Source organism: Pseudomonas sp. GM84 (genome assembly GCF_000282535.1).
In the GTDB taxonomy this organism is placed as follows: domain Bacteria; phylum Pseudomonadota; class Gammaproteobacteria; order Pseudomonadales; family Pseudomonadaceae; genus Aquipseudomonas.
This window is the reverse complement of sequence record NZ_AKJC01000325.1, coordinates 23,703-47,422: the sequence shown is the minus strand read 5'-3', so window position 1 is coordinate 47,422 and position 23,720 is coordinate 23,703. Positions and strand designations below refer to the sequence as shown.

Annotated in this window: 40 protein-coding genes; 20 read left to right on the top strand and 20 right to left on the bottom strand. The window is 59.8% G+C overall.

The genetic code is table 11. The features are described 5' to 3' along the window. Positions 1-5: 5 nt before the first annotated feature. The 16 genes from PMI38_RS23585 to PMI38_RS23515 form a co-directional block, all read right to left on the bottom strand. Positions 6-1,406 carry a phage portal protein gene (locus tag PMI38_RS23585; protein ID WP_008099744.1) on the bottom strand — a complete coding sequence of 467 codons (1,401 nt, stop codon included), beginning with the start codon at positions 1,404-1,406 and terminating at the stop codon, positions 6-8. After that, a complete protein-coding gene (locus PMI38_RS23580) occupies positions 1,406-3,130 on the bottom strand; it encodes a terminase large subunit (RefSeq protein WP_008099742.1) in 1,725 nt (574 codons plus the stop codon). The genes PMI38_RS23585 and PMI38_RS23580 overlap by 1 nt, the downstream gene beginning before the upstream one ends. Then, a complete protein-coding gene (locus PMI38_RS23575) occupies positions 3,131-3,616 on the bottom strand; it encodes a phage terminase small subunit P27 family (protein WP_003250988.1) in 486 nt (161 codons plus the stop codon). It lies immediately after the preceding gene. A 135-nt stretch (positions 3,617-3,751) separates the two neighbouring features. After that, the gene (locus PMI38_RS23570; RefSeq protein WP_008099738.1) at positions 3,752-4,120 is read right to left on the bottom strand and encodes an HNH endonuclease; all 369 of its coding nucleotides are present in this window, start codon (positions 4,118-4,120) and stop codon (positions 3,752-3,754) included. Continuing rightward, positions 4,111-4,290: a YebO family protein gene (locus PMI38_RS23565; RefSeq protein ID WP_008099736.1), complete on the bottom strand. Its 180-nt coding sequence runs from the start codon at positions 4,288-4,290 to the stop codon at positions 4,111-4,113. The genes PMI38_RS23570 and PMI38_RS23565 overlap by 10 nt, the downstream gene beginning before the upstream one ends. A gap of 60 nt (positions 4,291-4,350) precedes the next feature. Continuing rightward, positions 4,351-4,674: a phage holin, lambda family gene (locus PMI38_RS23560; RefSeq protein ID WP_008099734.1), complete on the bottom strand. Its 324-nt coding sequence runs from the start codon at positions 4,672-4,674 to the stop codon at positions 4,351-4,353. A gap of 141 nt (positions 4,675-4,815) precedes the next feature. Beyond that, entirely contained in the window at positions 4,816-5,109 is a 294-nt protein-coding gene (locus PMI38_RS23555; RefSeq protein ID WP_008099731.1) for a hypothetical protein, read from the bottom strand. Between the two features lie 41 nt (positions 5,110-5,150). After that, complete coding sequence (locus PMI38_RS27320) at positions 5,151-5,318, bottom strand: hypothetical protein (RefSeq protein ID WP_008099729.1); 168 nt, start codon at positions 5,316-5,318, stop codon at positions 5,151-5,153. 122 nt (positions 5,319-5,440) lie between these two features. Then, complete coding sequence (locus PMI38_RS23550) at positions 5,441-5,629, bottom strand: hypothetical protein (protein WP_008099727.1); 189 nt, start codon at positions 5,627-5,629, stop codon at positions 5,441-5,443. Between the two features lie 206 nt (positions 5,630-5,835). Further along, on the bottom strand, positions 5,836-6,225 hold the full coding sequence (locus PMI38_RS23545; protein WP_008099724.1) for an antiterminator Q family protein: 390 nt from the start codon (positions 6,223-6,225) through the stop codon (positions 5,836-5,838). 10 nt (positions 6,226-6,235) lie between these two features. Beyond that, positions 6,236-6,556, bottom strand: a complete 321-nt coding sequence (locus PMI38_RS27640) for a hypothetical protein (RefSeq protein ID WP_008099722.1) — start codon at positions 6,554-6,556, stop codon at positions 6,236-6,238. Continuing rightward, positions 6,553-7,851: a tyrosine-type recombinase/integrase gene (locus PMI38_RS23535; RefSeq protein WP_008099720.1), complete on the bottom strand. Its 1,299-nt coding sequence runs from the start codon at positions 7,849-7,851 to the stop codon at positions 6,553-6,555. The genes PMI38_RS27640 and PMI38_RS23535 overlap by 4 nt, the downstream gene beginning before the upstream one ends. Then, on the bottom strand, positions 7,848-8,276 hold the full coding sequence (locus PMI38_RS23530; RefSeq protein WP_008099718.1) for a VRR-NUC domain-containing protein: 429 nt from the start codon (positions 8,274-8,276) through the stop codon (positions 7,848-7,850). Before PMI38_RS23530 ends, PMI38_RS23535 begins: the two co-directional genes overlap by 4 nt. Further along, positions 8,273-9,652, bottom strand: coding sequence for a replicative DNA helicase (gene dnaB / locus PMI38_RS23525; protein WP_008099716.1), 1,380 nt, complete (start codon positions 9,650-9,652; stop codon positions 8,273-8,275). Before dnaB ends, PMI38_RS23530 begins: the two co-directional genes overlap by 4 nt. Continuing rightward, a complete protein-coding gene (locus PMI38_RS23520; RefSeq protein WP_008099714.1) occupies positions 9,645-10,331 on the bottom strand; it encodes a helix-turn-helix domain-containing protein in 687 nt (228 codons plus the stop codon). Before PMI38_RS23520 ends, dnaB begins: the two co-directional genes overlap by 8 nt. Before the next feature lie 338 nt (positions 10,332-10,669). Continuing rightward, positions 10,670-10,906: a helix-turn-helix domain-containing protein gene (locus tag PMI38_RS23515; RefSeq protein ID WP_008099712.1), complete on the bottom strand. Its 237-nt coding sequence runs from the start codon at positions 10,904-10,906 to the stop codon at positions 10,670-10,672. A 101-nt stretch (positions 10,907-11,007) separates the two neighbouring features. On the opposite strand from PMI38_RS23515, the gene PMI38_RS23510 reads away from it, so the two are divergent. The 9 genes from PMI38_RS23510 (at position 11,008) to PMI38_RS23475 (ending at position 15,387) form a co-directional block, all read left to right on the top strand. Continuing rightward, on the top strand, positions 11,008-11,685 hold the full coding sequence (locus PMI38_RS23510; protein ID WP_008099710.1) for a LexA family protein: 678 nt from the start codon (positions 11,008-11,010) through the stop codon (positions 11,683-11,685). Positions 11,686-12,020: 335 nt separating this feature from the next. Further along, complete coding sequence (locus PMI38_RS23505) at positions 12,021-12,458, top strand: tellurite resistance TerB family protein (protein WP_008099709.1); 438 nt, start codon at positions 12,021-12,023, stop codon at positions 12,456-12,458. Positions 12,459-12,481: 23 nt separating this feature from the next. Then, the gene (locus PMI38_RS27315) at positions 12,482-12,649 is read left to right on the top strand and encodes a hypothetical protein (RefSeq protein ID WP_008099707.1); all 168 of its coding nucleotides are present in this window, start codon (positions 12,482-12,484) and stop codon (positions 12,647-12,649) included. A gap of 218 nt (positions 12,650-12,867) precedes the next feature. Then, positions 12,868-13,251, top strand: a complete 384-nt coding sequence (locus tag PMI38_RS23495) for a response regulator transcription factor (protein WP_008099705.1) — start codon at positions 12,868-12,870, stop codon at positions 13,249-13,251. An 18-nt stretch (positions 13,252-13,269) separates the two neighbouring features. Next, a complete protein-coding gene (locus PMI38_RS23490; protein WP_008099702.1) occupies positions 13,270-13,608 on the top strand; it encodes a hypothetical protein in 339 nt (112 codons plus the stop codon). Beyond that, complete coding sequence (locus PMI38_RS23485) at positions 13,605-14,102, top strand: single-stranded DNA-binding protein (protein ID WP_008099700.1); 498 nt, start codon at positions 13,605-13,607, stop codon at positions 14,100-14,102. Before PMI38_RS23490 ends, PMI38_RS23485 begins: the two co-directional genes overlap by 4 nt. Before the next feature lie 2 nt (positions 14,103-14,104). Next, a complete protein-coding gene (locus PMI38_RS27310; RefSeq protein WP_177324926.1) occupies positions 14,105-14,266 on the top strand; it encodes a hypothetical protein in 162 nt (53 codons plus the stop codon). Between the two features lie 81 nt (positions 14,267-14,347). Then, entirely contained in the window at positions 14,348-14,596 is a 249-nt protein-coding gene (locus tag PMI38_RS23480; RefSeq protein ID WP_008099698.1) for a hypothetical protein, read from the top strand. Between the two features lie 92 nt (positions 14,597-14,688). Next, positions 14,689-15,387: a hypothetical protein gene (locus PMI38_RS23475; protein WP_008099695.1), complete on the top strand. Its 699-nt coding sequence runs from the start codon at positions 14,689-14,691 to the stop codon at positions 15,385-15,387. 32 nt (positions 15,388-15,419) lie between these two features. On the opposite strand, the gene PMI38_RS23470 is transcribed toward PMI38_RS23475, so the two are convergent. Continuing rightward, positions 15,420-15,818: a hypothetical protein gene (locus PMI38_RS23470; protein WP_008099693.1), complete on the bottom strand. Its 399-nt coding sequence runs from the start codon at positions 15,816-15,818 to the stop codon at positions 15,420-15,422. A gap of 111 nt (positions 15,819-15,929) precedes the next feature. Between PMI38_RS23470 and PMI38_RS23465 the strand changes: the two genes are divergently transcribed. The 11 genes from PMI38_RS23465 (at position 15,930) to PMI38_RS23415 (ending at position 21,555) form a co-directional block, all read left to right on the top strand. Continuing rightward, positions 15,930-17,822 (top strand): DNA cytosine methyltransferase, encoded by a 1,893-nt coding sequence (locus tag PMI38_RS23465; protein WP_008099691.1) that lies wholly within the window; start codon positions 15,930-15,932, stop codon positions 17,820-17,822. A 21-nt stretch (positions 17,823-17,843) separates the two neighbouring features. After that, positions 17,844-18,695, top strand: coding sequence for a hypothetical protein (locus tag PMI38_RS27635; RefSeq protein ID WP_008099689.1), 852 nt, complete (start codon positions 17,844-17,846; stop codon positions 18,693-18,695). A 78-nt stretch (positions 18,696-18,773) separates the two neighbouring features. Continuing rightward, positions 18,774-19,103, top strand: coding sequence for a hypothetical protein (locus PMI38_RS23455; RefSeq protein WP_008099688.1), 330 nt, complete (start codon positions 18,774-18,776; stop codon positions 19,101-19,103). After that, positions 19,100-19,396, top strand: a complete 297-nt coding sequence (locus tag PMI38_RS23450; protein ID WP_008099686.1) for a hypothetical protein — start codon at positions 19,100-19,102, stop codon at positions 19,394-19,396. Before PMI38_RS23455 ends, PMI38_RS23450 begins: the two co-directional genes overlap by 4 nt. Further along, on the top strand, positions 19,393-19,596 hold the full coding sequence (locus tag PMI38_RS23445; RefSeq protein WP_008099683.1) for a hypothetical protein: 204 nt from the start codon (positions 19,393-19,395) through the stop codon (positions 19,594-19,596). Before PMI38_RS23450 ends, PMI38_RS23445 begins: the two co-directional genes overlap by 4 nt. Next, a complete protein-coding gene (locus PMI38_RS23440; RefSeq protein WP_008099681.1) occupies positions 19,593-19,976 on the top strand; it encodes an ASCH domain-containing protein in 384 nt (127 codons plus the stop codon). Before PMI38_RS23445 ends, PMI38_RS23440 begins: the two co-directional genes overlap by 4 nt. Next, the gene (locus PMI38_RS23435; protein ID WP_008099678.1) at positions 19,973-20,365 is read left to right on the top strand and encodes a phage protein NinX family protein; all 393 of its coding nucleotides are present in this window, start codon (positions 19,973-19,975) and stop codon (positions 20,363-20,365) included. The genes PMI38_RS23440 and PMI38_RS23435 overlap by 4 nt, the downstream gene beginning before the upstream one ends. Continuing rightward, positions 20,362-20,712, top strand: a complete 351-nt coding sequence (locus PMI38_RS23430; protein ID WP_008099676.1) for a hypothetical protein — start codon at positions 20,362-20,364, stop codon at positions 20,710-20,712. Before PMI38_RS23435 ends, PMI38_RS23430 begins: the two co-directional genes overlap by 4 nt. Before the next feature lie 46 nt (positions 20,713-20,758). Next, positions 20,759-20,959 carry a hypothetical protein gene (locus PMI38_RS23425; protein WP_008099673.1) on the top strand — a complete coding sequence of 67 codons (201 nt, stop codon included), beginning with the start codon at positions 20,759-20,761 and terminating at the stop codon, positions 20,957-20,959. 165 nt (positions 20,960-21,124) lie between these two features. Continuing rightward, positions 21,125-21,325: a hypothetical protein gene (locus PMI38_RS27630; protein ID WP_238540213.1), complete on the top strand. Its 201-nt coding sequence runs from the start codon at positions 21,125-21,127 to the stop codon at positions 21,323-21,325. A gap of 38 nt (positions 21,326-21,363) precedes the next feature. Next, the gene (locus PMI38_RS23415) at positions 21,364-21,555 is read left to right on the top strand and encodes a DUF4224 domain-containing protein (RefSeq protein WP_008099670.1); all 192 of its coding nucleotides are present in this window, start codon (positions 21,364-21,366) and stop codon (positions 21,553-21,555) included. Positions 21,556-21,599: 44 nt separating this feature from the next. Here the strand turns inward: PMI38_RS23415 and PMI38_RS23410 are convergent, their stop codons facing one another. The 3 genes from PMI38_RS23410 to PMI38_RS23400 are packed head-to-tail and all read right to left on the bottom strand — an operon-like array spanning position 21,600 to position 23,667. After that, positions 21,600-22,250: a hypothetical protein gene (locus PMI38_RS23410; protein WP_008099667.1), complete on the bottom strand. Its 651-nt coding sequence runs from the start codon at positions 22,248-22,250 to the stop codon at positions 21,600-21,602. Continuing rightward, entirely contained in the window at positions 22,247-22,570 is a 324-nt protein-coding gene (locus PMI38_RS23405; protein ID WP_008099665.1) for an STAS-like domain-containing protein, read from the bottom strand. Before PMI38_RS23405 ends, PMI38_RS23410 begins: the two co-directional genes overlap by 4 nt. A 2-nt stretch (positions 22,571-22,572) precedes the next feature. Then, a complete protein-coding gene (locus PMI38_RS23400) occupies positions 22,573-23,667 on the bottom strand; it encodes a hypothetical protein (RefSeq protein ID WP_043274090.1) in 1,095 nt (364 codons plus the stop codon). Between the last annotated feature and the right edge of the window lie 53 nt (positions 23,668-23,720).

Below are 23,720 nucleotides of genomic sequence, written 5' to 3'. Positions count from 1 at the left end.
CAGGGTCAGGCTGCTTTGAGCAGTGGTAGCGAGATCAGGGCATGGGCCATCACTGGGCCGTCGGGGTTTCCTGATTCCAGCGCCTTGGACGCCAGGTCGAATGCATCACTGATCGCCCCCTTGTCACCGCTCTGGTTGGCAGCGGCGATGCGCAACATGAATGCGGTGGCCGCCGGCGACATGCCAGCGGACTGCTTGCCCAGCTGATCGAGCGGGACAAGCGCTGATTGCACGGTGAAGGTATCGCCACCCGGGATCGGTGCCAGGTTTTCGAGGCGGCGTACTTCATTCCGGCTCATCCAGCCATTTTGCAGGGCCGTGTTGTACCAGGCGCCGCGACCGGAGCTGTCAGCGCGCAGCAGGCCCTCTACGGCAAACTCAGCAAAGAACTCATCGGCATCAACCTCACCGATCAGGCATCGGGTGATTTCCTGCTCGATGTTGACGAGCAATGGCCGCAGGCTGTTGGTCAGAAAGTGCAGGTTCTGCGCCTCAACCGAGCTGGCCCAGCTGGACTGCTTATCCATGTGCCCCACCATGAATGGCGGCACGCGGAACCATCGGCAGATTTCTTCAACGTTGAACGACCGAGACTCCAGCATCTGGGCCGCCTCAGGGTTCATCGTTATGCCCTGGTACTTCATGCCGGCCTCGGCCACCATGATCTTGCCGGCGTTCTTGGACCCCATGAAGGCGCCAAGGCTTGCCCTCAGCTGCTCACGCTGCTCAGGCTTCAGTAGCGTGTCGCTGCTGAGGATGCCTGAGGCCTGCATGCCCTGGGCAAACACCTTCGCAGCGGCCTCCTCAGCCGACATGGCCGAGCCGAAAATGTCACGGCCTGTAGTCACGGGGAGCAGGCCGCACACACCATCCAGGCCAAACCCACGGATGTGCATCAGGCTCTTTTCGGGGATGTCCCGGTCAGTACCGTTTTCAACGTATGTGTACTTGAGCCTACCGTTGTCCTGCCGCTTCACCTTCATGCACTGAGGCAGCAGCGGCACCAGTGCGACCAGGCGGTTGCCAATGAACTTCTTCTCGACGAAGGCATTGCCTCGAAGGCAGATGCTCGCCACCACCAGCAGCATGAATCGTTGCGGGGTCATTTCACTGTTTGGCACCCGGCACAGCAGCCGGAACAGCGGGTGATCCTTGGCGGTTTCACGCGACCCGTCGGGCATGCGCCGGTACAGCTTCAGGGGCAAGGTAGAGACCGACTCCGATAGCAGCCGCACGCAGGCCCAGACGGTGGACAGATGCAGCGCCTTGTCGACCGTGACATGCTGGCCGCTCGCCGAGGTGCCAAACCACTCCTGCCAGAAGGCGCCGTCCTTCAAGCTGATGGGCACACCCAGCCAGTCCAGCACAGCAGACTTGATCCGCCCTGGTTTCTTTTCGCGTGCCATTACAGTCCCACCATAATCGGGTTTTCAAAGAAGCCGCTTGCGTCCGGTTCGCCAGCATTCGCCAGCACTCGCCCGATCGCCATGATCAGCGCGACTGCGCCGTCTATCTTGTTGTCGTCGCCCTGCTTGATCGGGCGCACTACGTCGTCGTTGCCAGGCAGGAACTTGCCGATCACGTTGCCGATACACCAAGTCATGATCGGGTTACCGTCATGGTGGAACCGGCCAGCGGTGATAGCCGCTTCCAGCTCCTTCATGGCGTCCGACATGTTGGTGTAGTTCTGCGTGATAGTGATCGGGTTGAATCCCTCGTCGTCCAGGTCGTGGCTCAGTCCTGTCGCGCCATGCGGGTCAATCGGCGACTGGCGCAGCGGTGCCTGGTGATTGGCTTCCTTGGTGTCCTCGAGGATCTCGCGGTAATCGATCTCAGCGCCATCAGTAACATCCAGGTGCTTGGAGTTGACCCAGGCCTGGAACCGCTCCGACATGCGCTTGTTGTCGGTATTGAATGCCGTGTCGTAAGGCACCCAGAACTTGGGACCGACACTGTAATAGTGGGTCTTGCCATCGATGACTCGCCAGAACAGCCGTGCCCGCGAGTTCATGTCGAGCTTGCGAGCCAGGTCGAAGCCAGCAATCCACTCCTGCCCCTCGAATTGCTCCAAGGTCAGGGCCGTGTCTTCGCAGGCCTTCCAGTCCTCCATGTTGAAGAAGCCGGATTTGGCGCTCACCCAGAGGTTCAGGTGCTTCGTCTTGAACGTGTTGGTGAAGCGAGCGGAGCGGATCGCCCGCGCCTGCTGGCTTTCCAGGTACTCCTGAAACACCGAGATCCCATGGTTGGGGTTGGCCTTGGCCAGCATCTTCGGGTCGGTCCAGTCGTCACCTTCATCAAGCGTCCAGATGTACCCGAACAGCTCGTCGTCAGGAACCGTGCCCTCGAGCATCTCGATCACCTGGCGGCGCTTGTCGTAGCATGGTCCTTCGATATCAGCCCCTGCAGTGGTGATGATGAACATCAAGGGCTGTCGGCGCGCGCCCATGCCGGTGAGCATGGTGTCGTACTGCGCCGAGGTTCTGTGCTCGTGGTATTCGTCGACGATGGCACAGCTGGGCGACGCACCGTCGCCTGGGTCGCCGATCAGTGGCTCGAAGCGGCTGAAGTCGGACGGTATGTTCATGTTCGAGGCGTTGACCTCGATGCCAGCAGCCTGGATCAGCATTGGCGACTTGCTCACCATCAGCTTGGCCGGCCGGAAGACCTCCCAAGCCTGATTCTCAGTCGTCGCGCCGGAGTAGACCTCGGCACCAAACTCACCGTCTGCAACGAACATGCTGATGCCCACACCGGCCGCGATTACCGATTTGCCGTTCTTTCGCGGCACCTCCCAGTAGCTTTCTCGAAACCGGCGGTGCCCGCCCTTCTTCCTGACCCAGCCGAAGGTGACCGCCATACCGAACAGCTGCCAAGGCTCCAGGCTGATTAGCTGCCGTTTGAAGGCCCACTCACCCTTGGTGTGGGGAAGTAGCTGGATAAGCTTCAGCTTCTTCTCAGCCTTGGCCGGGTCGAACTTGAAGCGGAAACCCCGCTTTCGGCTCGCAGCCAGGTCATCGAAGTGGCGCTGAATGGCCAGGTGAATGTATCGGCAGGCTGGGACTTTCCCGCGCAGCACGGAGCGCCCCCACGCCATCGCCTTGTCGACGTTGGGGTGCAGGGCCTTGGTCATCTATGAGCTCAGTAGTTGGGCAAATTCGTTGGTGGCTTTTTCTTTATTTCCGCCGATCAGCCGGGTGCGACTGGACGGATCAAGACCCAGCAGCGAGCCGAAGGTCACCATCTGGCGCATTGTTTCGTTGGCGGCGGTCAACGCCGGGTTCTTTACCGGCCCGCCCGTTGCTCCTGCCACCACGATGCCGTGCTCCTTGATCGACTCCTGGGCCATCCGCCAGTTGTCGTAGGCGGTGCAGAAGGCTTCGACGTTGTGCAGATCGGTGAGCGCGACGACGTTCTCGCGCAGTAGCTCTGGAAGGATCATCTTCCACATCACAGCGGCCCGCTCGCTCAGCCACTCTGGCGGATCGACATCGGTGATCTTGGAGAACTCCGGCTCAGCGTTATTCAGCGCTCTCTTGCCGGGGTTGCCGGCGAGCTTTTTCTTGGCCGTCGGCTTGGGTTTGCGACCACGGCCGGCGACCGTGGCGGTGCCTCCCATCGCGCAACTCCTGAATTTTTAATTTCGCGGGTGTAAAAAAACGACTGAGGGCGCGGTGTCCGAGCGAAAGGGCCTGAACTTTTGACCCTCCCCCTCCCCATAGACGAGATTTCGTCTCATTCTCGCCGTTTTCGATCATTTTTTGATCGTTTTCGACTCCCGCTGCGTCTTGGCCTTGTGGCAAACGCGATTGATCGCCCGCAGGTTGTGGTCATCGTCGGTGCCGCCATGAGCCAGAGCCACGATGTGGTCAACCTCATGCGCTTCGCGGATGCGACCAAGCTGGACGCAGTCGTCACAGCGACAGAGGTACTGGTCTCGCTTGAGGATGCGTTCGCGGATGCGGCGCCATGGCCTGCCACCACGCCCTGAGCCCTTGCGAGTAGCCCAAGCCTTGCCCTGCTCTGCTGCCAGCTCGGCATGAGCATCGCAGTAGCCGTTGGCATTGCGGTGCAGTGAGCGGCATCCCTGCGCCCTGCATGGGCGCTGCGGCCTCATCGGCATGGCGTGCCGTCCAGATAGGTCGACGGCGGCGCATCAGGGTCCGGACCGTCACCATCAGCCAGCGCTTCGATCAGCGCCAGGTTCTGGGTCGCGATCTGTTCGAGCAGGTTGGTTTGCTTCTGCTGCTGGTCCAGGATCTGCTGGAGTAAAGAGATTGCTTGCTCGTTCACGGGCCACCTTCATCCATTTGTTGATCCATTCGCGCCGGGCGGCGCATCCGGTGCAGCTCATCAGCCCTGAGCCTTGCGAGACAGGAACAGGTCAGAGTAGCCGCGAAGCTTCTCCACACCCATGAAGCCAACCATGCCGCCGGCGAAGGTGGCCATGCCCTGTGGCAGGCCCATCCATTCGAGCAGCGGCACCAAGGCCAGGGTGATGAGGCCGCACAGGGCGCCCTCCAAGAACATCTGCCGTCGGGTGCCGCCGCCATACACCACCCGGAGGACGGCGATCGCAACGGACAGGCCGGCGGCGCCAAGCTGGGGCTGGTGGGCAATCACCCAGGTGAGCAAAGCGGCCCACAGGCCAGGATCCTTCTCGGGCATGTTTGGCATCTCTGTTCCTCCCTTTTGGGGAGTGCAATAGGTTCGGCCCCAGCATCACTCCCAGCTCGGAGCAATGGGCGTGGCGGGGCCGAAAACGAAAAAGCCCCAGCGTTTGCCAGGGCTTCGGGAAGTTTCAGGTAAGTCAGTCGTCTATCGGGTTGGACCTGCCGGGAGCGGCCCCAACTCAACGTCAGCGCCGTGCGATCGCATCAAGTCAGCGATCCGGTCAAGCTCTTCTTCACCCAGGGTCAGCAGTGCCGCCATGTAAAAGTGCATTTGCATGCCCAGCTCGCGCGGCGCCGCGCCGCCCGTGTACTTGCGCCATTGAGCGCCTTGGGTGAGCCCAGCCAGGTCTGCCATCTGGGGGCTGGTGAACTTGAGATCTTCTTTCAGGCGGGCAAGATCGCCTGCCGACGGCGGGTCGTAATGCTTGATGCGCTTCATCGGATATCCGAAGCCCCGACGAATGCCGGGGCAGTTATCAGTCAGGAAAAGAACTTGAACGCTACCCAGCTCACCGCCAGTGCGAACACTGCGCCTGCAGCAGCCGACAGAAATATGCTGCGCGCTTCGTGCTGGGAGCCTTCGCGAACCTCGCTGCCCAGCTGGGCCAAGGTTTCCCGCATCTGCTTGATAACTTGATCGTGGCTCATGGTCTTCCTCGCTTGGGATGTCGGGTCACGCCTGTTGCAAGACCCTGTGACGGTACTGTCGCCCGAATCGGCGTAAAGCTCAAGACCGCTGGGCGGAAGCCCCGATTTCTCGGGGCTTAACGTTAGAGCTTTTGGATGAAGGCGGCGGCGGTGACTATCACTGTGACTAGACCTCCTACCGCTACAAACGGGTAAAACATCGTCTCCCGCTTCATCTTGTTAGCCTCGGCGATCATCTTCCTGGCCTCGGCGGTGAGCTTGTGAACTTCGGCTTGAAGCTTCTCAAGCTCTAGCTCTTCCTTCTCAGTCATTCGTCTTCCTTTCGGGCTTCGGGCTGCACCCTTTGTGCTTCCCATGTGTCGCATTATGTACCTTTAAGGTACGGAACACAACAAATATTTTCACGCCCCGGAAACGAAACGCCCCGGCTGCAATGGCCGGGGCTTCAATGTGTCGCGTGGCTTGCAAGCTGGACACGCTGCTATGAAAACAGGTGTTTATCCGCGCGGAAAGCTTTTTATGCAGCCTCGCGCAATTGCTCCAGAGCACAGTCGATCCATGCCACTCCAGTGTTGATCAGTTCGCGCGCCTTGGCTTCGCCCATCTTGTGCTCTCGGGCGATCCGCAACGCAGGCCACTTAGCGCCGAAGTACAACCAGACGAATCCGCCCATCTGCGGGTTGCGCTTATTGAGTCTGGCTACGGCGCCGTCCACCGCCAGGGCGAGGTCGTCCGTGATCACGTATTGCTTGAGCCCACCTTCCGCAGGGACGTGCTCCTTCATGAGTGCATAGAGCGGGCAGACATACTGAGGCACGCCCATCCCATCCATGCGCCACCAGCCCCATTGCTCGAGCATGTACGCGGTGTCACCAAGGGCCTTGTCGACGTAGGTTCGATTCTTCATGTCCTTCCCCCTAATCTCCGGTGTGATTGGTGCCGCCGGCGCCGCGCCGGTTGCTTCCCTGATATGTAGCCTCAGGCCCGGATGCCTGAGGGTTCTTCAACTGTTCGATCTGCCGGAGCGCCGCCCGCAGCCTCATACTGAGCTGGGTCACCAGTTCATCCAGGGCCAGGGCCTCGCCGGTTGCAGCCGCCACAAAGCCCGAGGCGTTGCAATGGTCGCAGGGCAGTTCGTGAAACACACCCTGAGTGACCGCTCTCCCACGGCACAAAGGGCACTGAGCCAACCTGATCACAGCCTTCTTGAAGGCAGGGCCATGGCTCTTCCCTGTCACTTTGAATCCTCGCTAATTACAAATGCGGTAAGGTCGCTCGGCGCCACGGTTGCTGTGGCCTCTGGCGAGTTCTGCGAAATTTCAATTAAGGCCTTGGTAAGGCCGTGAATGCCTGCGAAGCCAACCCGGTCAAGCCAGGCATGCCACTTCTCCAGCGCGGCGCGACGCTGCTGCATGGCCTGGGTGTGGATGTAGGTACTGGCGATCTTGCCCAGCTTATGGTTCAGCAGCATCTCGCCGATGTGTCCGTCGATGCCGAGGTCGGTCCAGGTGCTGCGGGACACCTTGCGCAGGTCGTGGCTGGTCCACTCGCCCTTCCCCAGGCGCTTGAACACATTGCTGGCCTGCGTCTCGCTCAGGCACAGACCACGGCGATTCGGAAACAGGTAGACACCCTCATAGCCGCCGGACTGCTGGATGGCCCGGTACCGGGTCAGCAGCGCCTGCACCTGATCGGTCAGCGGCAAGCGGTGCTCGGTGCGGGTCTTGGCGTTGGCTGCGGGAATGAACCACTCGGCAGCGGCCAGCGAGATCTCGTTCCAGCGCGCCATGCGGGTCTCGCCGATCCGGGTCCCGTGAGCCAGCATCATCAGGGCCAGCATGGCGTCGCCTGGCTCCTGCTCGAATGCCTGGGCCAGCTGCTGCATCAGCTCCGGCAGCTGCACGTCACGCAGACGGGCCGCCTTGGGCAGGATCTTGGCCTTGGTGAAGTCGTTGAAGCGCATCCCGGCCATCGGGTTGCGGTCGATCAGGCCCAGCTGCAGCGCCTGACGGAAGGCGGTCAGCAGCAGCGCGAACATCTGCCGCAGGTAAGACAGCGACACTTCGGCCTGGCATGGCCACATGAGGTGCTTGTCCAGGGCATCGGCATTCACGGCCGCCACGGCCAGATCATCCAGGCGCGGCTTCAGGTGCTGGGCGATGGCAGAGCGGGCGCCGGCCTTGCGCTTCGCCGACAGTGAGCGATCCCGCGCCATCCGATCGCCGTACCAGTCCAGTAGCTGCCCCACGGTGGCCATACCCGACACCACCGGCGCGGTGGCCGGGGAACGCAGCAGGCGCTGACGCAGGGCAGGCAGCTCGGCAATCACTGCCGCCACGCTCAGTTCTGGCCAGCGGGCGACCGGCACCCACTTCTTGCCGCGCACCAGGTGCCAAGTAGCACGCTCGCGGTTGCTCCAGAAGCGCAGGTACAGGCCGGGGTGACGCGGGTCGCGCAGGTCGCGCACTGACATGTCGGCGGCCTGTCGGCGCACTTCGGCCTCGCTCAGCTTCACTTCGCGGGTAGCGCTCATGCGGCCACCGTGGCGGGCTGCAGCAGGTAGGCGCGGATGGCCTCGATTGCGTCGATGTTGCCCCGGCACACAATGGCCAGGTAGTTCTGACTGGTCAGCATCTGCAGGAAGGCATCCTGGCTGGCCGACACCGGCGCATCGAACGGCGGCTTGGCCTTGAACTCGATGTACAGGCCGAAGTACCCGCCGCGCGCCATCGGCAGCACCAGGTCGGGCACGCCGGCTTTCACGCCCTGCCCCTTCAGCTTGGCGGCCACGGCCTTGATCCGGTGACCACCGTTCGGCACGTGATAGATCAGCTTGTAGGCCTCCGGATAGCGCAGCTGCAGTTCTTTCATCAGCGCGGCCTGCTCCTGCCCTTCCCTGTCGACGGGCTTGGCGCGAGCCGCTTTGGCCTTGAACGGGCGAAGGGCGGGTACTGTCATGCGACTTCCTTGCGAGCATAGCGGGCCGACAACGGCCGCTCGGATTGGCTTGGGGCCTTGACTGGCGGCTGCCAGCTGGCCGAGAGGGTTTCGAAACGGTTGTACTGGCCGAGGAAGGCTGCGCGGACGGTGCCGGTTTCGATGTCGCGGCCCTTGCCGACAATGATCTCGGCTACGCCCTTGAACTCGCTGTTCTCGTGGTAGACCTCGTCGCGGTACACGAACAGGATCACGTCGGCATCCTGCTCGATGGCCCCTGATTCGCGCAGATCGGAGTTCACCGGGCGTTTGTTCGGGCGCTCCTCGCATTTGCGGGAAAGCTGGCTGAGCAGCACCACCGGAATGCCCAGCTCGCGGGCCAGCAGCTTGCAGCCGCGGCTGATGCTGCTGACCGCTTCAGTGCGGTTGCCGCCCTCGCCGTCCATCAGCTGCAGGTAGTCGACCATCAGGATGTCCAGGCCGTACCGCATCTTGTGCCGGCGAGCCAGCGAGCGGATGCGCCCGACCGTGGCGGCGGCGCGGTCGGCGATGAACAGGTTGGCGTGCTTCAGCTTGGCCGCTGCAGCGCACAGCTCGGCGCCGTGCGATTCACAGGCTGAGCCGTTCTTGATCAGGTTGAGCGGGATACGGCCTTCGGCGGCAACGGCGCGGTCGATCAGCTGGCTTTTGCTCATCTCAAGGCTGATGACCAGGCCGGACTTCTTCTGGCGCACCACGGCGTCCAGCACGAAGCCCATGGCCAAGGTGGTTTTGCCCATGGCCGGACGACCCGCCACGATAATCAGTTGCTCAGGCTGCAGGCCGCCCAGCTTCTCATCCAGGTCAGCCAAGCCGGTCGACAGGCCGATCAACGTCTCGCCGCGTGACAGCCGGTCGTGACGTTCCTGCCACACCTCCAGCTGGTCAGCCATCAGGTCTGCGGCCTTCACGACCTCCTCCCCGTCACCGCCAGCGTCGATGCCCATGGCCGCCGCCTGCACGGCCGCGATCTTGTCCTGAATATCGCCACTGCCCTGCACGATCTCCAGGGTGCGGTCACTCAGCTCGTACAAGGCGCGCTCAATGGCTCGATCCCGAACGATGCCGGCGTAGGTGCCAGCGCTGGCCACACTTGGGGTGTTGTGGACCAGGGAAGCGCAGTGGCCCAGAGCGCGCTCGCCGTTGTGCAGCACGCCGATCTGGTCGGCGACGGTCAGCAGGTCGACTGCCTTGCCAGCAGCGCGCAGAGCCTGGATCCCCCGGAACACCTCGGCGTTCTCGGCGAAGTAGAACGACTCGGGTGACAGGTCATCGGACAGGGTGTCGATCAGCTCCGGGCGCTGCAGCATGGCACCCAGCAGGCCGTGCTCGGCCTCAGCGTTGTAGGGCTCATGCATGGTAATTGCCCTCTACCACTTTCACGAAGTTGGATGGGGCAATCAGCCAGTCGAAGGTCGCTCTGAACGGTGCAGCGCCGAACTTGCCCGCAGCGCGCCCCATCAGGAAGTCGGACCGGGATACGTCGGCAAAGTACTCGCCCCAGAATTCGAGGCTCTGGTGAACAGCACTCTGGTTCCAGCGGGCACGGAGTTGCTTTTTGCGCGCTTCGGATACGAGCACCACCGCAGGCAAGGCAGGCGTTAGCACTCGGTTGAATAGATCAACGATGTCCTGAACCGGGCAAGACGGTGAGCGCGGAACGCGTTCGCCATCAGGTGACGGTTCAATTGATGGTTCCTTTACGGTTCTGGGGGCATCTGGTGCCGGGGTGGGGGGCATTTCCTGCCGGGGCGATGGGGCATCTTGTGCCGGGGGGCATGTCGTGCCGGGGGCATATGCTGCCGGGGTTAATGTGTACCAGGTCGAACGACCGAAACGCTGATGGCTTTTCAGCAGGCTAGCCTCTTCGAGCCAGCGCAGCGCGTTTCGAACGGCGCGCTCTGAAAGGCAGGTTCGTGAACCAATCGTGGCCACAGAAGGCCAGCAAACGCCATCATCGTTGGCGTTGTCAGCCAGAGAAATCAGCACGGACTTCTGCGCCGGGCTCATGCCCTGCAGCGGCCAGCATGCCGTCATCACGATCGTGCTCACGCCTCACCTCCGCACAGCGATGCCCGCAGATGCTCTACACACTCACGACGGAGAGCGGCCTTCGAGGTGGATGCGTACTGGAGAGGGATCATTCGCGCGGCATGGAGTGCTGCGGACTGGTGGTATGCTTTCTGGTGCGAAACGGCCAAGGGTGCGGTGTTGCTTGCATCCATTGCAGAGTGCATAATCGACCTCGATGTTTGTTGTAGAGAAGCCGCCCTGCCAGGCGGTTTTTTTTCGCCTGTGATTCCGGTACTGGATGGATTCGCAGGTGTTTTGGGCATCTACTGGCACAGCGCCAGGTACGCCCATAATTCACTTCATCAGGCAGCTGTCTTGTCAGCGAAGCGGTCCGGGTAGAGCACATGAATCTCAGTGAGAGAGCGCTTCCCGAAGACCTTGCAGATGCTTTCAGCCATCTTGGTCGAGGGACGCTGTATGCCTCGCTCAATGCGGGAAAGGTTCCCAGTGTCGGTAACCTCTCCGATAGCTTGCAGACGCTCAACCAGGTCAGCTAATCGCCAGCCCTTTTCTTTTCTGGCTTTCCTCAGCGGGGTCACTTTAAGACCTCAAACGTGTTTACTTGCAGAAGATTCTGCGCAGTGCGCAGATAAAAAGCAACCTATAATCTGCGCAACACGCTTTGCGTAGGAGGCGCGTCATGGCGAGGATGAGCGCCCTACTAGAAGGGCTGTTAAAAATGGAAATCGGACAAGCTATAAGGGACGCGAGGAAAGCGAAGAAAATGACGCTTGAGGAGCTCGCGGACCTGGTGGGCACCGATAGCGGTAACCTCTCGCGACTAGAGCGCGGAAAGCAGGGTGCCAGTCAGGAGCTATTGCTCAAGATCCTGGAAGCGCTGGGCCTCCCCCTCAGCAGCGCCTTGGCTGCTGGATCAATGCGATCAAACGTTGAGAAAGCCCATGTCCAACCAAGTGCCGTACCCGTAATATCGTGGGTGCAGGCAGGCCAATGGACTGAAGTTATGTCGTCGTTTACCGCTGCAGACGCAGTGGACTGGGTAGCTTGCCCAGTTCCACACGGTCCGCGCACATTCGTATTGAAGGTGAGGGGTGAGTCTATGTTCAACCCTCATGCTCGCAGGTCATTCAGAGAGGGAGATTTGATCTACGTTGACCCGGATCGCCAAGCCGAAAACGGATCTCTTGTGGTTGCGCAACTGGTCGATTGTCCAGAGGCAACCTTCAAGCAGTTGGTAATCGAAGGTCACCAAAAGTACTTGAAAGCCATCAACCCATCCTGGCCTGAACAGTTCATCCCCATCAATGGAAACTGCGATATCAGCGGTGTAGTCATCTTCAAAGGTGAGTACTTGTAAGCCCCTTCCAAGACTATCCCCCCTCCCAGCCCGCAGATGATGCGGGCTTTTTTTTGCTCGCCAAAACGCAAATTTGCGCTTGACGCAGATTTTCTTCTGCGCATAATACAACCCATGTTCTGCGCCACACGCAGAAACACAGCTCTTTAAAAACCAGCAGATGAGCCACCAGGCGCCGAGTGAATCCGGCCGTTGAGCCCTGGTGGACAGTACGCAACACAGCAAGCTTCCTCGCTCGACATGTCGGCCCGCAGGTTCGCTGAGAAACACCGATTTCACTGGCTGGCCTTGGCGACAGGGCCAGACGGGAAATCAACCCCACGGAGCAACACCCCATGCTTGGAAAACTGTTCGGCAAGAAAGGTCGTGAAGCCCGCGCTGCGATGCAGGTGGTTCAGAACCGCGACCTGATGCAGGCGATCGTCTACGGCGCCTTCTACGTCGCAGCCGCCGACGGCGATATCGGCGAGGACGAGATCAAGAAGACCGAGAAGCTGATCGCCAACACGCCTCAGCTCAAAGGCTTCGGCCCGGAGCTGTCCAACACCATGGACCGCGCCGAGAAGGATTTCCACGACGGCGGCCATCGCATCCTGCGCATGAACGCCGAGAAGGAACTGAAGGACCTGGCCCACTCGCCCGAGGAAGCGGCCATCGTTATCAACGTCATGCTGACCATCGCCGAAGCCTCGGGCGACATCGACGACAAGGAAATGGCCGTCCTTGAGAAGTCGGCGAAGCTGATGGGCCTCAGCCTGAAGGACTACCTGTGATCCGAATCGGATCGTTCGCGATCATGACCGTCGCCGTTGTGTGGCTGGTCATGCGCGGCATCGACTACGGGACCTGCGCCTGGTACGGCCATCAGACCGAGCGCGACACCCGCTACGCCGCATTCGTCGGCTGCATGGTGAAGACCAGCAGCGGATGGGTGCCCCGCAACGAACTGCGCACCCAGCAGTAACACCGCGTCAGCCTGACGTTAACTGCCCGATCTACCTGGTTCCCCATCACCAGGCTGCATCGGAGCGTGATCTGGCTCTCTCTGCCGCGGTAAGACGCGATGCGGGCCGCCCAGTGACGGAAGTAAGGGCGCAACCCTGAAACGGCAAGCGCAGAAAAATCCAGGGCCTTGAGCAAGCCCGCAGATCACGCCCCAATGCAGCCCACCGAGGACACTTCATGGAAACGATCACTTGCGGCTCATGGATTGGCCAGCTCGGCAAGGCCCTGGCTCCCCGTGAGCTCGAAGCACTGCTGTGGGTGGCTCAAGGCCTCACCACCAAAGAAATAGCCCGCCAGATGGCGGTCAGCCCCGGCACCGTGGCCAACCGCATCGAAGCCGCGCTCTTCAAGTTGGAAGCCGGCCGACGCATCGAGGCGGTCACCAAGGCCATGCGCCGCCAGATCATCAGCCCGCTCTGCATCGCCTTGGCCGCCCTCATCACCATGCACGCGGTGATCGATGACAGCGACCCAATGCGCCGCGATCGCCGCACGCCGGAGCGCCGCACCGCCCAAGTTCGAATCGTTCGCAAGGCCGAGGCCTTCGAGCTCCACGCCTGACCCACTGAGGACCAACCCATGCAAGCAGCCATCCAACAGAGCCAGGACAAGCTCGAAACCCTGCGCCAGGAAGTGATCACGGCCACCGAGGCATTCCGCGCCAAATCGCGCTTCTATGTCACGCAAAGCGGTAACGGCTGGATTGTCGTCTCTTCCAGCAACAACCGCGTGTACGGCCGCAACACCAGCTACCCGCAGGCTGTCCGTTATGCGGAGAGCCTTGAGCGTGCGATCGATGCCAAAACCCTTCCGGTGGTGGCCGTGGTGAAGGTCCGCCAGATCGGTGAAAGCGCAACACGCTGGGTGGCACTCTTTGCCTTGACGTTGATCTTGTTGGCCGGGGCGGCGTCGTCATGAGCCGCGGGGTAAACAAGGTCATCCTGGTCGGCACCTGCGGCCAGGACCCGGAGGTGCGCTACCTGCCGAACGGCAACGCCGTCACCAACCTCAGCCTGGCCACCAGCGAGCAATGGACCGACAAGCAGTCGGGCCAGAAGGTCGAGCGCACCGAGTGGCACCGTGTTTCGCTGTTCGGGAAGGTCGCCGAGATCGCCGGCGAGTACCTGCGCAAAGGCTCCCAGTGCTACATCGAGGGCAAGCTTCAGACCCGCGAGTGGGAAAAGGACGGCATCAAGCGCTACACCACAGAAATCATTGTCGACATCAACGGCACGATGCAGCTGCTAGGCAGCCGGCCGCAGGGTCAACAGCCAGGCCAGGTGCCAGATCGGCAACCGCAACAACGTCGGCCGGCGCGCCAGCAGCCGAACCAACAGGCGGCGCCACCTGATCACGACAGCTTCGACGACGACATACCGTTTGCGCCCCTTCCGTACCTCGCCGGTGCGTAGCGATGAAGCGCCGGCAGCAGGTTCACCCGTCAGCCTACTACCTGGGCCGCGCCTGCCGCGACAACAGCCAGTCACGCGATGCCCAGCCCTATGGCTGGATGACCGTGGACTGCGGCTGGTGGCTTGCCGGCTGGCACGACCGAGACATGGAGCTTTCCGCTTGAAACGCATCACCGCGCGCGTCCGCCACGGCCGGCGCCAGCAGCAAATCAATTTGCCGCCCAGCGGCTTGGGAGGTATCAGCAATGGCGAAGACGCCAACCCAGCGCAAGCAAGAACAGCGCGAGCGGGACAAGCTGACGAAGGAAGAGCGCGAAGCCCTTTTGCTGTCACGTCGCATTGTCACGGACCTCTATCACAACACGGACAACGCGCTTAAACGCTCGATGGCCCGCGCCGGGATCGAGGAAGAGCAGGACCTGATTTCGCGCCTCATCCACGGCGCCGATCGCCTCACGGACAAGCAACTCGAGCGGCTTATTCGCACAACGTGACATGTCGCCGTGACAGGCGCCCACAAAAAACAGACCTCTTGCCACCATGCCGCCACCAGCACGGAGGGCGGCGCATGCCTAGGAGAATCACCATGCAACTCGACATCAACATCGAAGGGATCGTAGCCGAGTCGGTAGCCGCTGCGCTGAGCCTGGAAAAGCTGCAACCGATCATCGAGAAAAACGTGGAAGCGACAGTGAAACGCGCCATCGAAGAACAGTTCAGCTACAGGTCGCCGTTCGAGAAGCTGCTCAACGAAAAGCTAGCAAGCGTGATGCCGACCGATGTACAGGACATCGGCCGATATGGCGACCTTGTGCTGAAGACTGTTTCCAGCTACCTGGAAAACATGCAAAACCAGGCAGTAAAGCAAACGATCGAGGAAAAGCTCACGGCGATGCTGAAGCCACTTCCGGCCCGCATGACGCTCACTGAGTTGGTCAAGCAGATCACCAGGGCCTTCGAGGAACGGTCCGATATCGCTGGAGAGGACGGGCCATCCATCATCATTGAAAAGTCAGAAGGTGTCTGCGAAGGCTATTGGCAGCTTTATGCCGACGCCGAGCAGAACAAAGACAAATGGTCTTGCTCGGTAAAAATGATGTTCCGTAGCGACGGCGAGTGCTTCGACCTCACAGTCAATGAGTACGACCCGAAGAAAAGCCTGTACCTGGGAGCGACTTACGGCATCGAGGCGTTACTGCTCAACATCTACACCGGTGGCGTGAAGATCGATTTCGAAGAGATCTACACCGGCGACATCCGCTACGCCGGATCTGACGATTACTGACCCTCCCGCGCTGCCCGCCAGCGCCTGACAGTCTAGGGTCTGTCTTCTTTCTGCAGCCAGTATTTGTGGCGCGCCTCAACGTTCTCCATGAGCTCCTTGCACAGGTCAGCGTAATCGTTGATCACGATGGAGAAGTTCGCGAACGAATTATCCATGTCACGCATCATTGATTTGAGCGCCATGTTGTATCGAGCCATTGCTAGCTTTTCGCTTGTCAACTGGATGGATGCGTCAATTGCTTGGGATGCGGCTTCGGTTGAATTGGTAGCCAGCTGGCCTCCCCCTGACCCCTTTGCTACCAGCATGTAATAGGCCGCACAGTTCGCAAAGTCATGCGCGAGGTTGTTAGCAGCCTGCTCTGGTCCATACGCGTATGCGTGCTGCCCCAGCAAGGCGCTTAGAAGCGCAGGGGCAAACTGCCTGATCTTCATTCCCACTCCCTCCACGGTCGCCATGAGTGTAATTCGGAACCGAGGAGTCTTCCCCTATTCAACGATAACGCCTCCCCGGCGAGGGCGGCGCCTGCACGCAAGGACCACAACATGACCTGTATGACCTCCCTCGCCCTGCCCTTCGAAAAGGAGCTGGTTGTCGATCTCTTCGCCGGCGGCGGCGGCGCCAGCAGCGGCATTGCCGAGGCGTACCGCGAACCGGATGTGGCGGTGAACCACAACCCAATCGCCCTGGCTGTGCACCGCGCCAACCACCAGCAGACCGAGCACTACGTTGCAGACGTTTTCGAAGTCGATCCGATCCTGGCAACGAAGGGGCAACCGGTCGGCATCTTGTGGGCTTCGCCAGACTGCCGGCACCACAGCAAGGCCAAGGGCGGTAAGCCACGTGACCGCAAGATTCGCGGCCTCGCATGGGTGATCATTCGCTGGGCATACCAGACTCGTCCGCGACTGATCTTCCTTGAAAACGTGGAAGAGTTCGCCGACTGGGGGCCGCTCGACGATGAAGGTCGTCCGATCAAGGCAGAGAAAGGCCGCACTTTCCAGGCGTTCGTGAACGTGCTGGGCAACGGCATTCCAGAGGACCACCCGGACCTACCGGAAATCCTCGCCGAGATCGGCGACCACGTGCCCAAGGAAGCACTGGTGCGCGGCCTGCGCTACAACTTCGAGCACCAGGTGCGCGTCGCAGCCGACCAAGGCGCGCCTACGATTCGCAAGCGCTTGTACGGCATCGCCCGGCGCGACGGCAAGCCAATCGTCTGGCCCGCGCCGACGCATCACAAGACCCCCGGCAAGGGTCAGCAGGCCTGGCGATCCGCCGCCGAGTGCATTGACTGGGAGCTGCAGGGCCGCACGATCTTCCGCGACGATGCTCTGGTGGAGAACACCATGAACCGGATCGCCAAAGGCCTGTGGCGGCACACCCTGGCCTGCAACGATCCGTTCATAGTCCCGCTACGCGGAACCTCGAAGTCGCACACCAGCACCCACAGCGTCGCTGAGCCGGCCTCGACCATCAGCGGTGGCGGTACCCATCACGCCCTAGTACAGCCGACGATGGCGATGGCTGGATGCCTTACTGAGCATGCGAATGGGTCGAACCAGCGCACCTTTGACACTCTTGAGCCACTACGAACCCAAGTCGCTCAAGTCAAGGGAGGGCACTTTGCGCTGGTCGGCGCACATCTGACGCACCTGACGCACCATGGAAATCGATCAGGCTACCCTGCCACGGACCCGGCCATGACGGTGACAGGCGCGAATCGCGGCGAGCAGGCGCTGGTTTCTGCCTCCCTAGTGACGTTACGCAAGGGCTGCGTGGGTAGTGCCGCAAGCGGCCCTCTCAGTTGCATAACGCAGAACAGCGGTCACCACGCTATTGCGTCCGCCCACCTGGAGCAGGCCAATGGTGGCTTCTATAAGGGCGACGGCCGCGCAGCTGACGATCCGTTTTCGACCGTCCTGGGCAAAGGCTCAAACCAGCGCCTGGTCACTGCCTACATGGTGAAGTACTACGGCGCCGAGAAGGACGGGATCTCACTTCGTGAGCCGGTCCACACGATCCCGTCGAAGGATCGCATGGCTGTGGTCGAAGTCGTCCAGTTGCACAGCCACACGCTGACAGATGAGCAACTGGCCGGTGCCCGCAAGTGTGCGGAGTTCCTCCGCAAATACCTGCCGCAGCACTTCACCGAGCACGCCGATATCGTCATGGTCGGCGACTACGTGCTGATCGACATTACCCTGCGCATGCTGCAGCCGCACGAGTTGAAACGCGCCCAAGGCTTCCGACCCGACTACATCATCGACCGAGGCCTGTTCCTCGATGAAGTGACCGGCCAGCTGTACTGGAAAGCCATCAGCAAGACTGACCAGGTGAAGCTGCTGGGCAACAGCGTCTGCAAGGACGAAGCTCGGGCCCTTGTCGCGACCAACGCAGCCGACCTCATCGAACTCTACCAGCGCCTGGCGGCCTGAAGCCGCCAGCAGGAGACACCCATGCCCACAGAAAACCGATCCAGCACCATCGAGCAGCATGACCATATCGAGGGGATCATCGATATGGTCGGAGTGCCCGAAGGCTACATGCTGGTAGAGCGCAGCATCTGGACCGAAAAGCAGGTCGACGCTGCTACAGCGTGCATCACTCGCCTGAAGGGCGTTCCGACCATGACTGACCGCGCCCTAGCCATGGCAGCGATTGATGCTGCCCAGTGCACCGCGCCGGATATCGCGCTATCCGATCTATTGCCAGCCCCGCAGCCCCACCCCGAGCCTATGGCCTGGATGGTTGGTACTGCCTTCTGGTGGACCAAAGAAGAGGCCGAGCGGGATGCAGCAGAGACTGGGCTGCCGATTGTTGGCCTGGGGCCGATGACCGATCCTGGCGAGGTTGAGCGGCTGAGGTCCATTGAGAGGTCATATGGCCTACGCGAAGCGCTATTGGAGCAGGTGAAGGGCGAGCGTGACCGGATGATCGCTCGCACCATGGAGCTGTCCGGCCAACTGGCCGATCAGGATGCGCTGCTGCACAAGCTGAAGGAGACACTTCAGCGCGAATACTGGGATGAGTACGCCGGCCTGGACGAGACGCGAGAACTTATCGACGTAGCTCTGTCAGCCAGCGCAGAGCCGAGCGCGCCCGACAAACAAGGTTCGTCTCTTGGAGCAGTGCGGGCGCCTGAGATTCAAGACTTGCTGGATCGAGCAGCCACCGCCATCGGCCAGTACGGCGACTCATTGCTTGGCCGCGGCCAACGAGAAGATAGCGTCGACCTCCTTGACCTAGAGCGCGAGGTCCGAGACCTGGAGCAAGAGTTTAAAGGCGCCTTCGCTCTCCCCAGCAGGTAAGAGAACATTTGTACTCCAACCAGCTGTAACCCCTCTCCCCTCTATTCACTGCCGCGATATGGCGGCCAAGGAATCGTCATGCCTGAAGAAATCAAGCTGATCCAGCCGGCGCCGGTTGAGCGCGATGAGTACGGGATGTTCCAGCATCCCGACCTGCCCGACTTCGACGAGGGCGACGGCGAGAAGTGCAAGGCCTGGATCGCGCAGCAGGGCCTGCAGCTCGTCATGGTCCACCTGGAAACAGACGCGCCGGAAGAGATCGCAGATCGCTACTTCCAGTCCGATGAGCCGCACTGCGGCTACTGGGAGCCGGGCAAGCCTGAAGGCGATGGCTGGTTCTGTCTGGCGATCCACGACACCGATGACGGCCCTGTGTGCTGGTGGGGCCGCCGCGAGGTGAAGCCATGAGGCTGAAACAGTATCCGCTGAACGTGCAAAGCGTCGGCAGTGACACCTACATCGCGATGAGCAAGGGTCACCACGACCTTGAAGCGTTCATGGCCGCAGCCGTGAAGGAATGCCCTGGCCAGTTCCTGGGCGGGCCGCAGCACAAATGGTGCAAGACGGTACCGGACCGCTCGGGCGAGTTTGCACATCGATATGTCTTTGTCGAAGAAGGGACGCAAGGCGCGTGGCCGGCCACCTACTGCTGGGAATTCGGCGAGGACTACAAGCGCTACAACGCCGAGATGCAGCCATGATCGGCTGGCTGATTGAGGCCCTGACATACGGCGCCATCGGCGCGCTGATCGGCGCCTCATGGATGAACCAATACAAGGTCGAGCAGGCGACGCCTTGCGTTACCCATCACCAGCGCCAGCTCTCCCCGCACGAAACACAACCCGAACCTACACCCGCACTGGCGCCTGGGCGCTGGATTGATGAGAGGTATCAGCTGTGAAAGCACTTTCAATCAGACAGCCATGGGCCTGGCTGATCATCAGCGGTGGCAAGGACATCGAGAATCGAACCTGGCACACGAAGTTCCGGGGCCGCTTCTTGGTACACGCCGCAACCGGCATGACCCGTCGTGAGTTCCTCTCGGCTTTTGATTTCATGGCCCGACAGGGGATCAAGTCGCCCTTCCCGGTGCCGCCTGACAACCTGTTGCGAGGCGGGCTAATAGGCTCAGTCGAGCTTATCGACAGCGTCGATCACAGCGAATCCCCCTGGTACATGGGTGAGAAAGGATTCGTGCTGCGCGATCCAAAGCCGCTCCCGTTTGTCCCGATAAAGGGGCGCCTCGGATTCTTTGATGTTCCCGACGAGGTGCTGGTATGACCGACTTGATCGAAGTGCGCACAGCACACCTGGCCGGCGAGCCCCTGGCCTGGGCGGTTGGCAGGGCGGAAAGCTTGGACGTGCTCCTTGCCCCACCCATTTACGGCAACCCGTGGCGGGTGTTCGTCCGCTACACCGGCGAGGTCACAATCCGCGAAGTGCGCTATGACCCGCAGGAGAACTGGGCAGTCGGTGGACCACTGATCGACAAGTACCAGGCAGGCTTGAGCCATGACCGGTACTTGTCAGGCGGCCCATGTGGCTGCAGCGCAGGCCCGATCAACTCAACATGGCTCTCAGGGCCTACGCCCCTTATTGCCTTCTGCCGCGCCCTGGTCCACGCAAAGCTCGGCCCGATCGTGCGAGTTCCTAAGGAGTTGATGCCATGAAGACCCTCGGCGAGATCATCGATGCTGCGAAATCCGGCGAGCGCCCGGAATACGACGAACTGCGGCTGGCCGTGTGCGCCATGGACGGGCTCATGACCTTCGACCGTCAGGCAATCTGGAAGCTGGCCGAGGGTGAGGAGAAAGGCAAGAAACCGTTCTTGACCTGGAGCAGCGTCTGGCAGCGTGACGAGCAATTCCAGCGCATCAAGCGCGCCATGGCCACCGACCCGAAAACTTATCTCGGCCCGAATTACGATCCGGATAGCCCGGCCGTGCAAGAACGGCGGCGCATGTCGATCGCCATCATGGAAGGTGTTTCACGCCGCGCACAGGAGAAGCAGCAATGATCCTGCCCCTGATGGACATGGCCTACCTGATCTACCGAGGCCCGCGGTGAACAACCACCAGTACCAGCCATTCTCTGCCAGGGGCTTCGGCAGTTGGTACACCTGCAGCATCTGCGGCACATCCAAGCACAGTGGCTACTACTGGCTCGGCGGCTACAAGAGCAAGACCGAGCCGCCCTGCATTGCCTGGAAGATGGACGCCGAGTGGAAAGCCCAGGCCATCCCGGCACCTCTCACAGAATCCTAATCCCCCAACTACTCAAGCCCGCCGACATGCGCGGGCATGGAGAGACTCATGCTCAATTTCTTGGCTCGCATGTTCAAGCGAAAGAAGAAGCCCGAGCCGCGCCCGATTATGGCACCGACAGGGTTCGCACGCGGACTCAGCCCGGCAGCCGGCAGGCAAGATCCGATGCTTGATCCGCTCAACCCGTTGAGCCCCGTCAGGCCGCTGCATCCAGCCTACCAGGCCGACAACTACGAACCATCGCGCAGCACCAGCAGCTACTGCTCCAGCCGTGACTACAGCAGCTACGACAGCGGCGGCAGTTACTCGTCAAGCGACAGCAGTAGCTCCAGTGATAGCGGCGCCAGCTCCAGCAGCTGCGACTAACCCACAACCTGCCGCCACCGGCGGCGTGGAGACCAACCATGTTCATGACACCGGATGAAGTAGCCGACATGACGGGCTACCTCCGCCCCAAGGACCAGGTACGCTGGCTAGAGGACTGGAAATTTGGCTATGTGATTGGAGCAGACGGGAAACCAAAAGTGCTGAGGCAAGTCGTACTCGCCCGACTGGGTGGCCAAGCCGAAAAGAAAGGACCGCAGTTGCGGCTTTGAGAGGGGCATCACAATGCCGCTCTGAAGAGCGGCTGAGCGGAAAGCTATTTTGTCAAAGGCTCGATATACTTCCGATGCCCAGGAATGTCATTCAACGGGGGGGCTATCGGGCCCTGGACGCACTGCGATCCGTAGACGCAAGTCCCAATCGGAATGTGGATATAATTCTTATAGAACTGGCAAAAAGCAAATAGGAGAATCAAAAGCACAACTAAAGCAATACCACCTCTAAACCAGTGATAGTAGTCATTCAGTGCCGCGACAACACCTCGTCTTGCGAAGTACTCTTGATCGCAGCACATTTCGATTTGCTCAGTTACATCAGCAGCCGCATCGCGGATGAGATAAGGCGTTTCGGTGTTATCCTCGGCCTTCTCATGTATCTCGATCTCACGAATACTTGAGAGAAGACTTGCATCGAAAACTTCTTTTCCGATATGACGATTTAGGTGCCCAATCCTAACCTCAATCTGAGTTACGAGACCAGAAAAAGTCGATTCAGTCCGCACAGATGAAAAGTCATCCTTACCAATCTCGGACTCAACCCAATCTGCAAGATCTTCAAGTTTATCAATGATCTTATCTTTACGCTTTAAAGCTTCCGCACGCCGATTAGATCTGTTCTGAATAAATACAGTAAACGACCAACCCAAGGCCAACGCTATGAGTTGACCAGGAACATTCTCTAAATTCATTCACAGGCCTTCCTGGCAGCTTCAAGCCTGTCAGCGATAACTATCTCGATGCTTTTGACCAAGGAATGGGTGTACTTCAATCTACGCTTCAGGTCTTCGAATTTAAAGCCCTCGTCGCGAATCAACCCTCCGAATGCCTCGTCCAAAAAAGACCTTCCATAGCGGTTATAACCATCAAGCACCACATGCACTTCGTCATAATCACGGAGCGCAGGCGCCAATACATTTTGCCGAAAAAACTGACCGCAACCCTCTCCATCCTCGGGGTAGCGACCATAGGGCCTTTTGTTGAAGTCTTTTACCACCGTTATGGTATGCATAATTAAGGCAACTCAATATTCCACTGGACCAAAGTTCCTGGAAAAGACTTTGGCAACCGATACAACTCAGGCTTCTTGTCCGATTGATTGAACTTATAAAGCCCTTTGTTACTAAACACCCACAAAACACCATCTTCCGTATCGTTAACAAGGGCCATAATGCTCTTACTACCTTGACCATGCTTATCAACTTTCGTTCCAGATACATCACCCTGCATTGACAAATATATCAGATCCTCATCAGATATCTTAGTCGGGACCAGTGCTAAAAGCAAAGATTTCTCTCGTTCAGGATAGGCCGCCACAAGATCAGAGTACTTATCAGGATGAGTAATTTCCACGGCACGCCAGAACCACGGGCGATCAACTACAGTTTTTGGAATGCCGACCCCAGTATCATAGATAGCCAAATATAGTTGCTTACCAACAACACTGCACATCAACCACCATTTCTTATCATTTGAAGCCGCATCAGGATAAGCATGCAATCTGACGTTATTTATAGTCTCAGACACGGCATCGCCGTATATATGCTCAGTCGCAGGACTCATATCGACATAGACACGCTTCTGGATAAAGTCAATGATATCTTCCATCATCTCATTACCAACACTAGAGACAACAGGCATAGCCTTCACACTGTCGAGCGCATAGCTAAACTTAACGCCCTTAATGAGCTTGTGTATATTATTCGCCCTAAGGATTGCATTAACTCTTTTGTTGGTCTTGGACCAAATAACCTCGGCTTTCCCAGATCGCTTAATTCGGACATCATCCAGCGCTGCATAGACAACCACCAGAGCCGCCGCGGTAATACTAGTAGTCTTACTAAAATCTATGAAGCAGTCTTTTCTGAGGAATCGACGTTTTATGTCGTCCAAGAAACGGAGCGTTTCCTCGTAATGCTTTGTGCGTTCGCCAAAGCTATAAATGGAAATGATCTTCGGGGCGACGATGACTTCCCAGCCAGCCCCTTTGGAAACGCGAGACTCCTTCCTGACCGAATACGAAAGGCCCTTTCTCGACAGCTCGTTAAGCCAGCGAGCGACGCCTGCTCTGCGTCGATAAAGCTCCCGATTCGGATCGATTTTTTTCAATTGCAGCTGCTCCAGTGCTTAGCAAATCCTTTCTGGGAGGTGCTAATAGCATC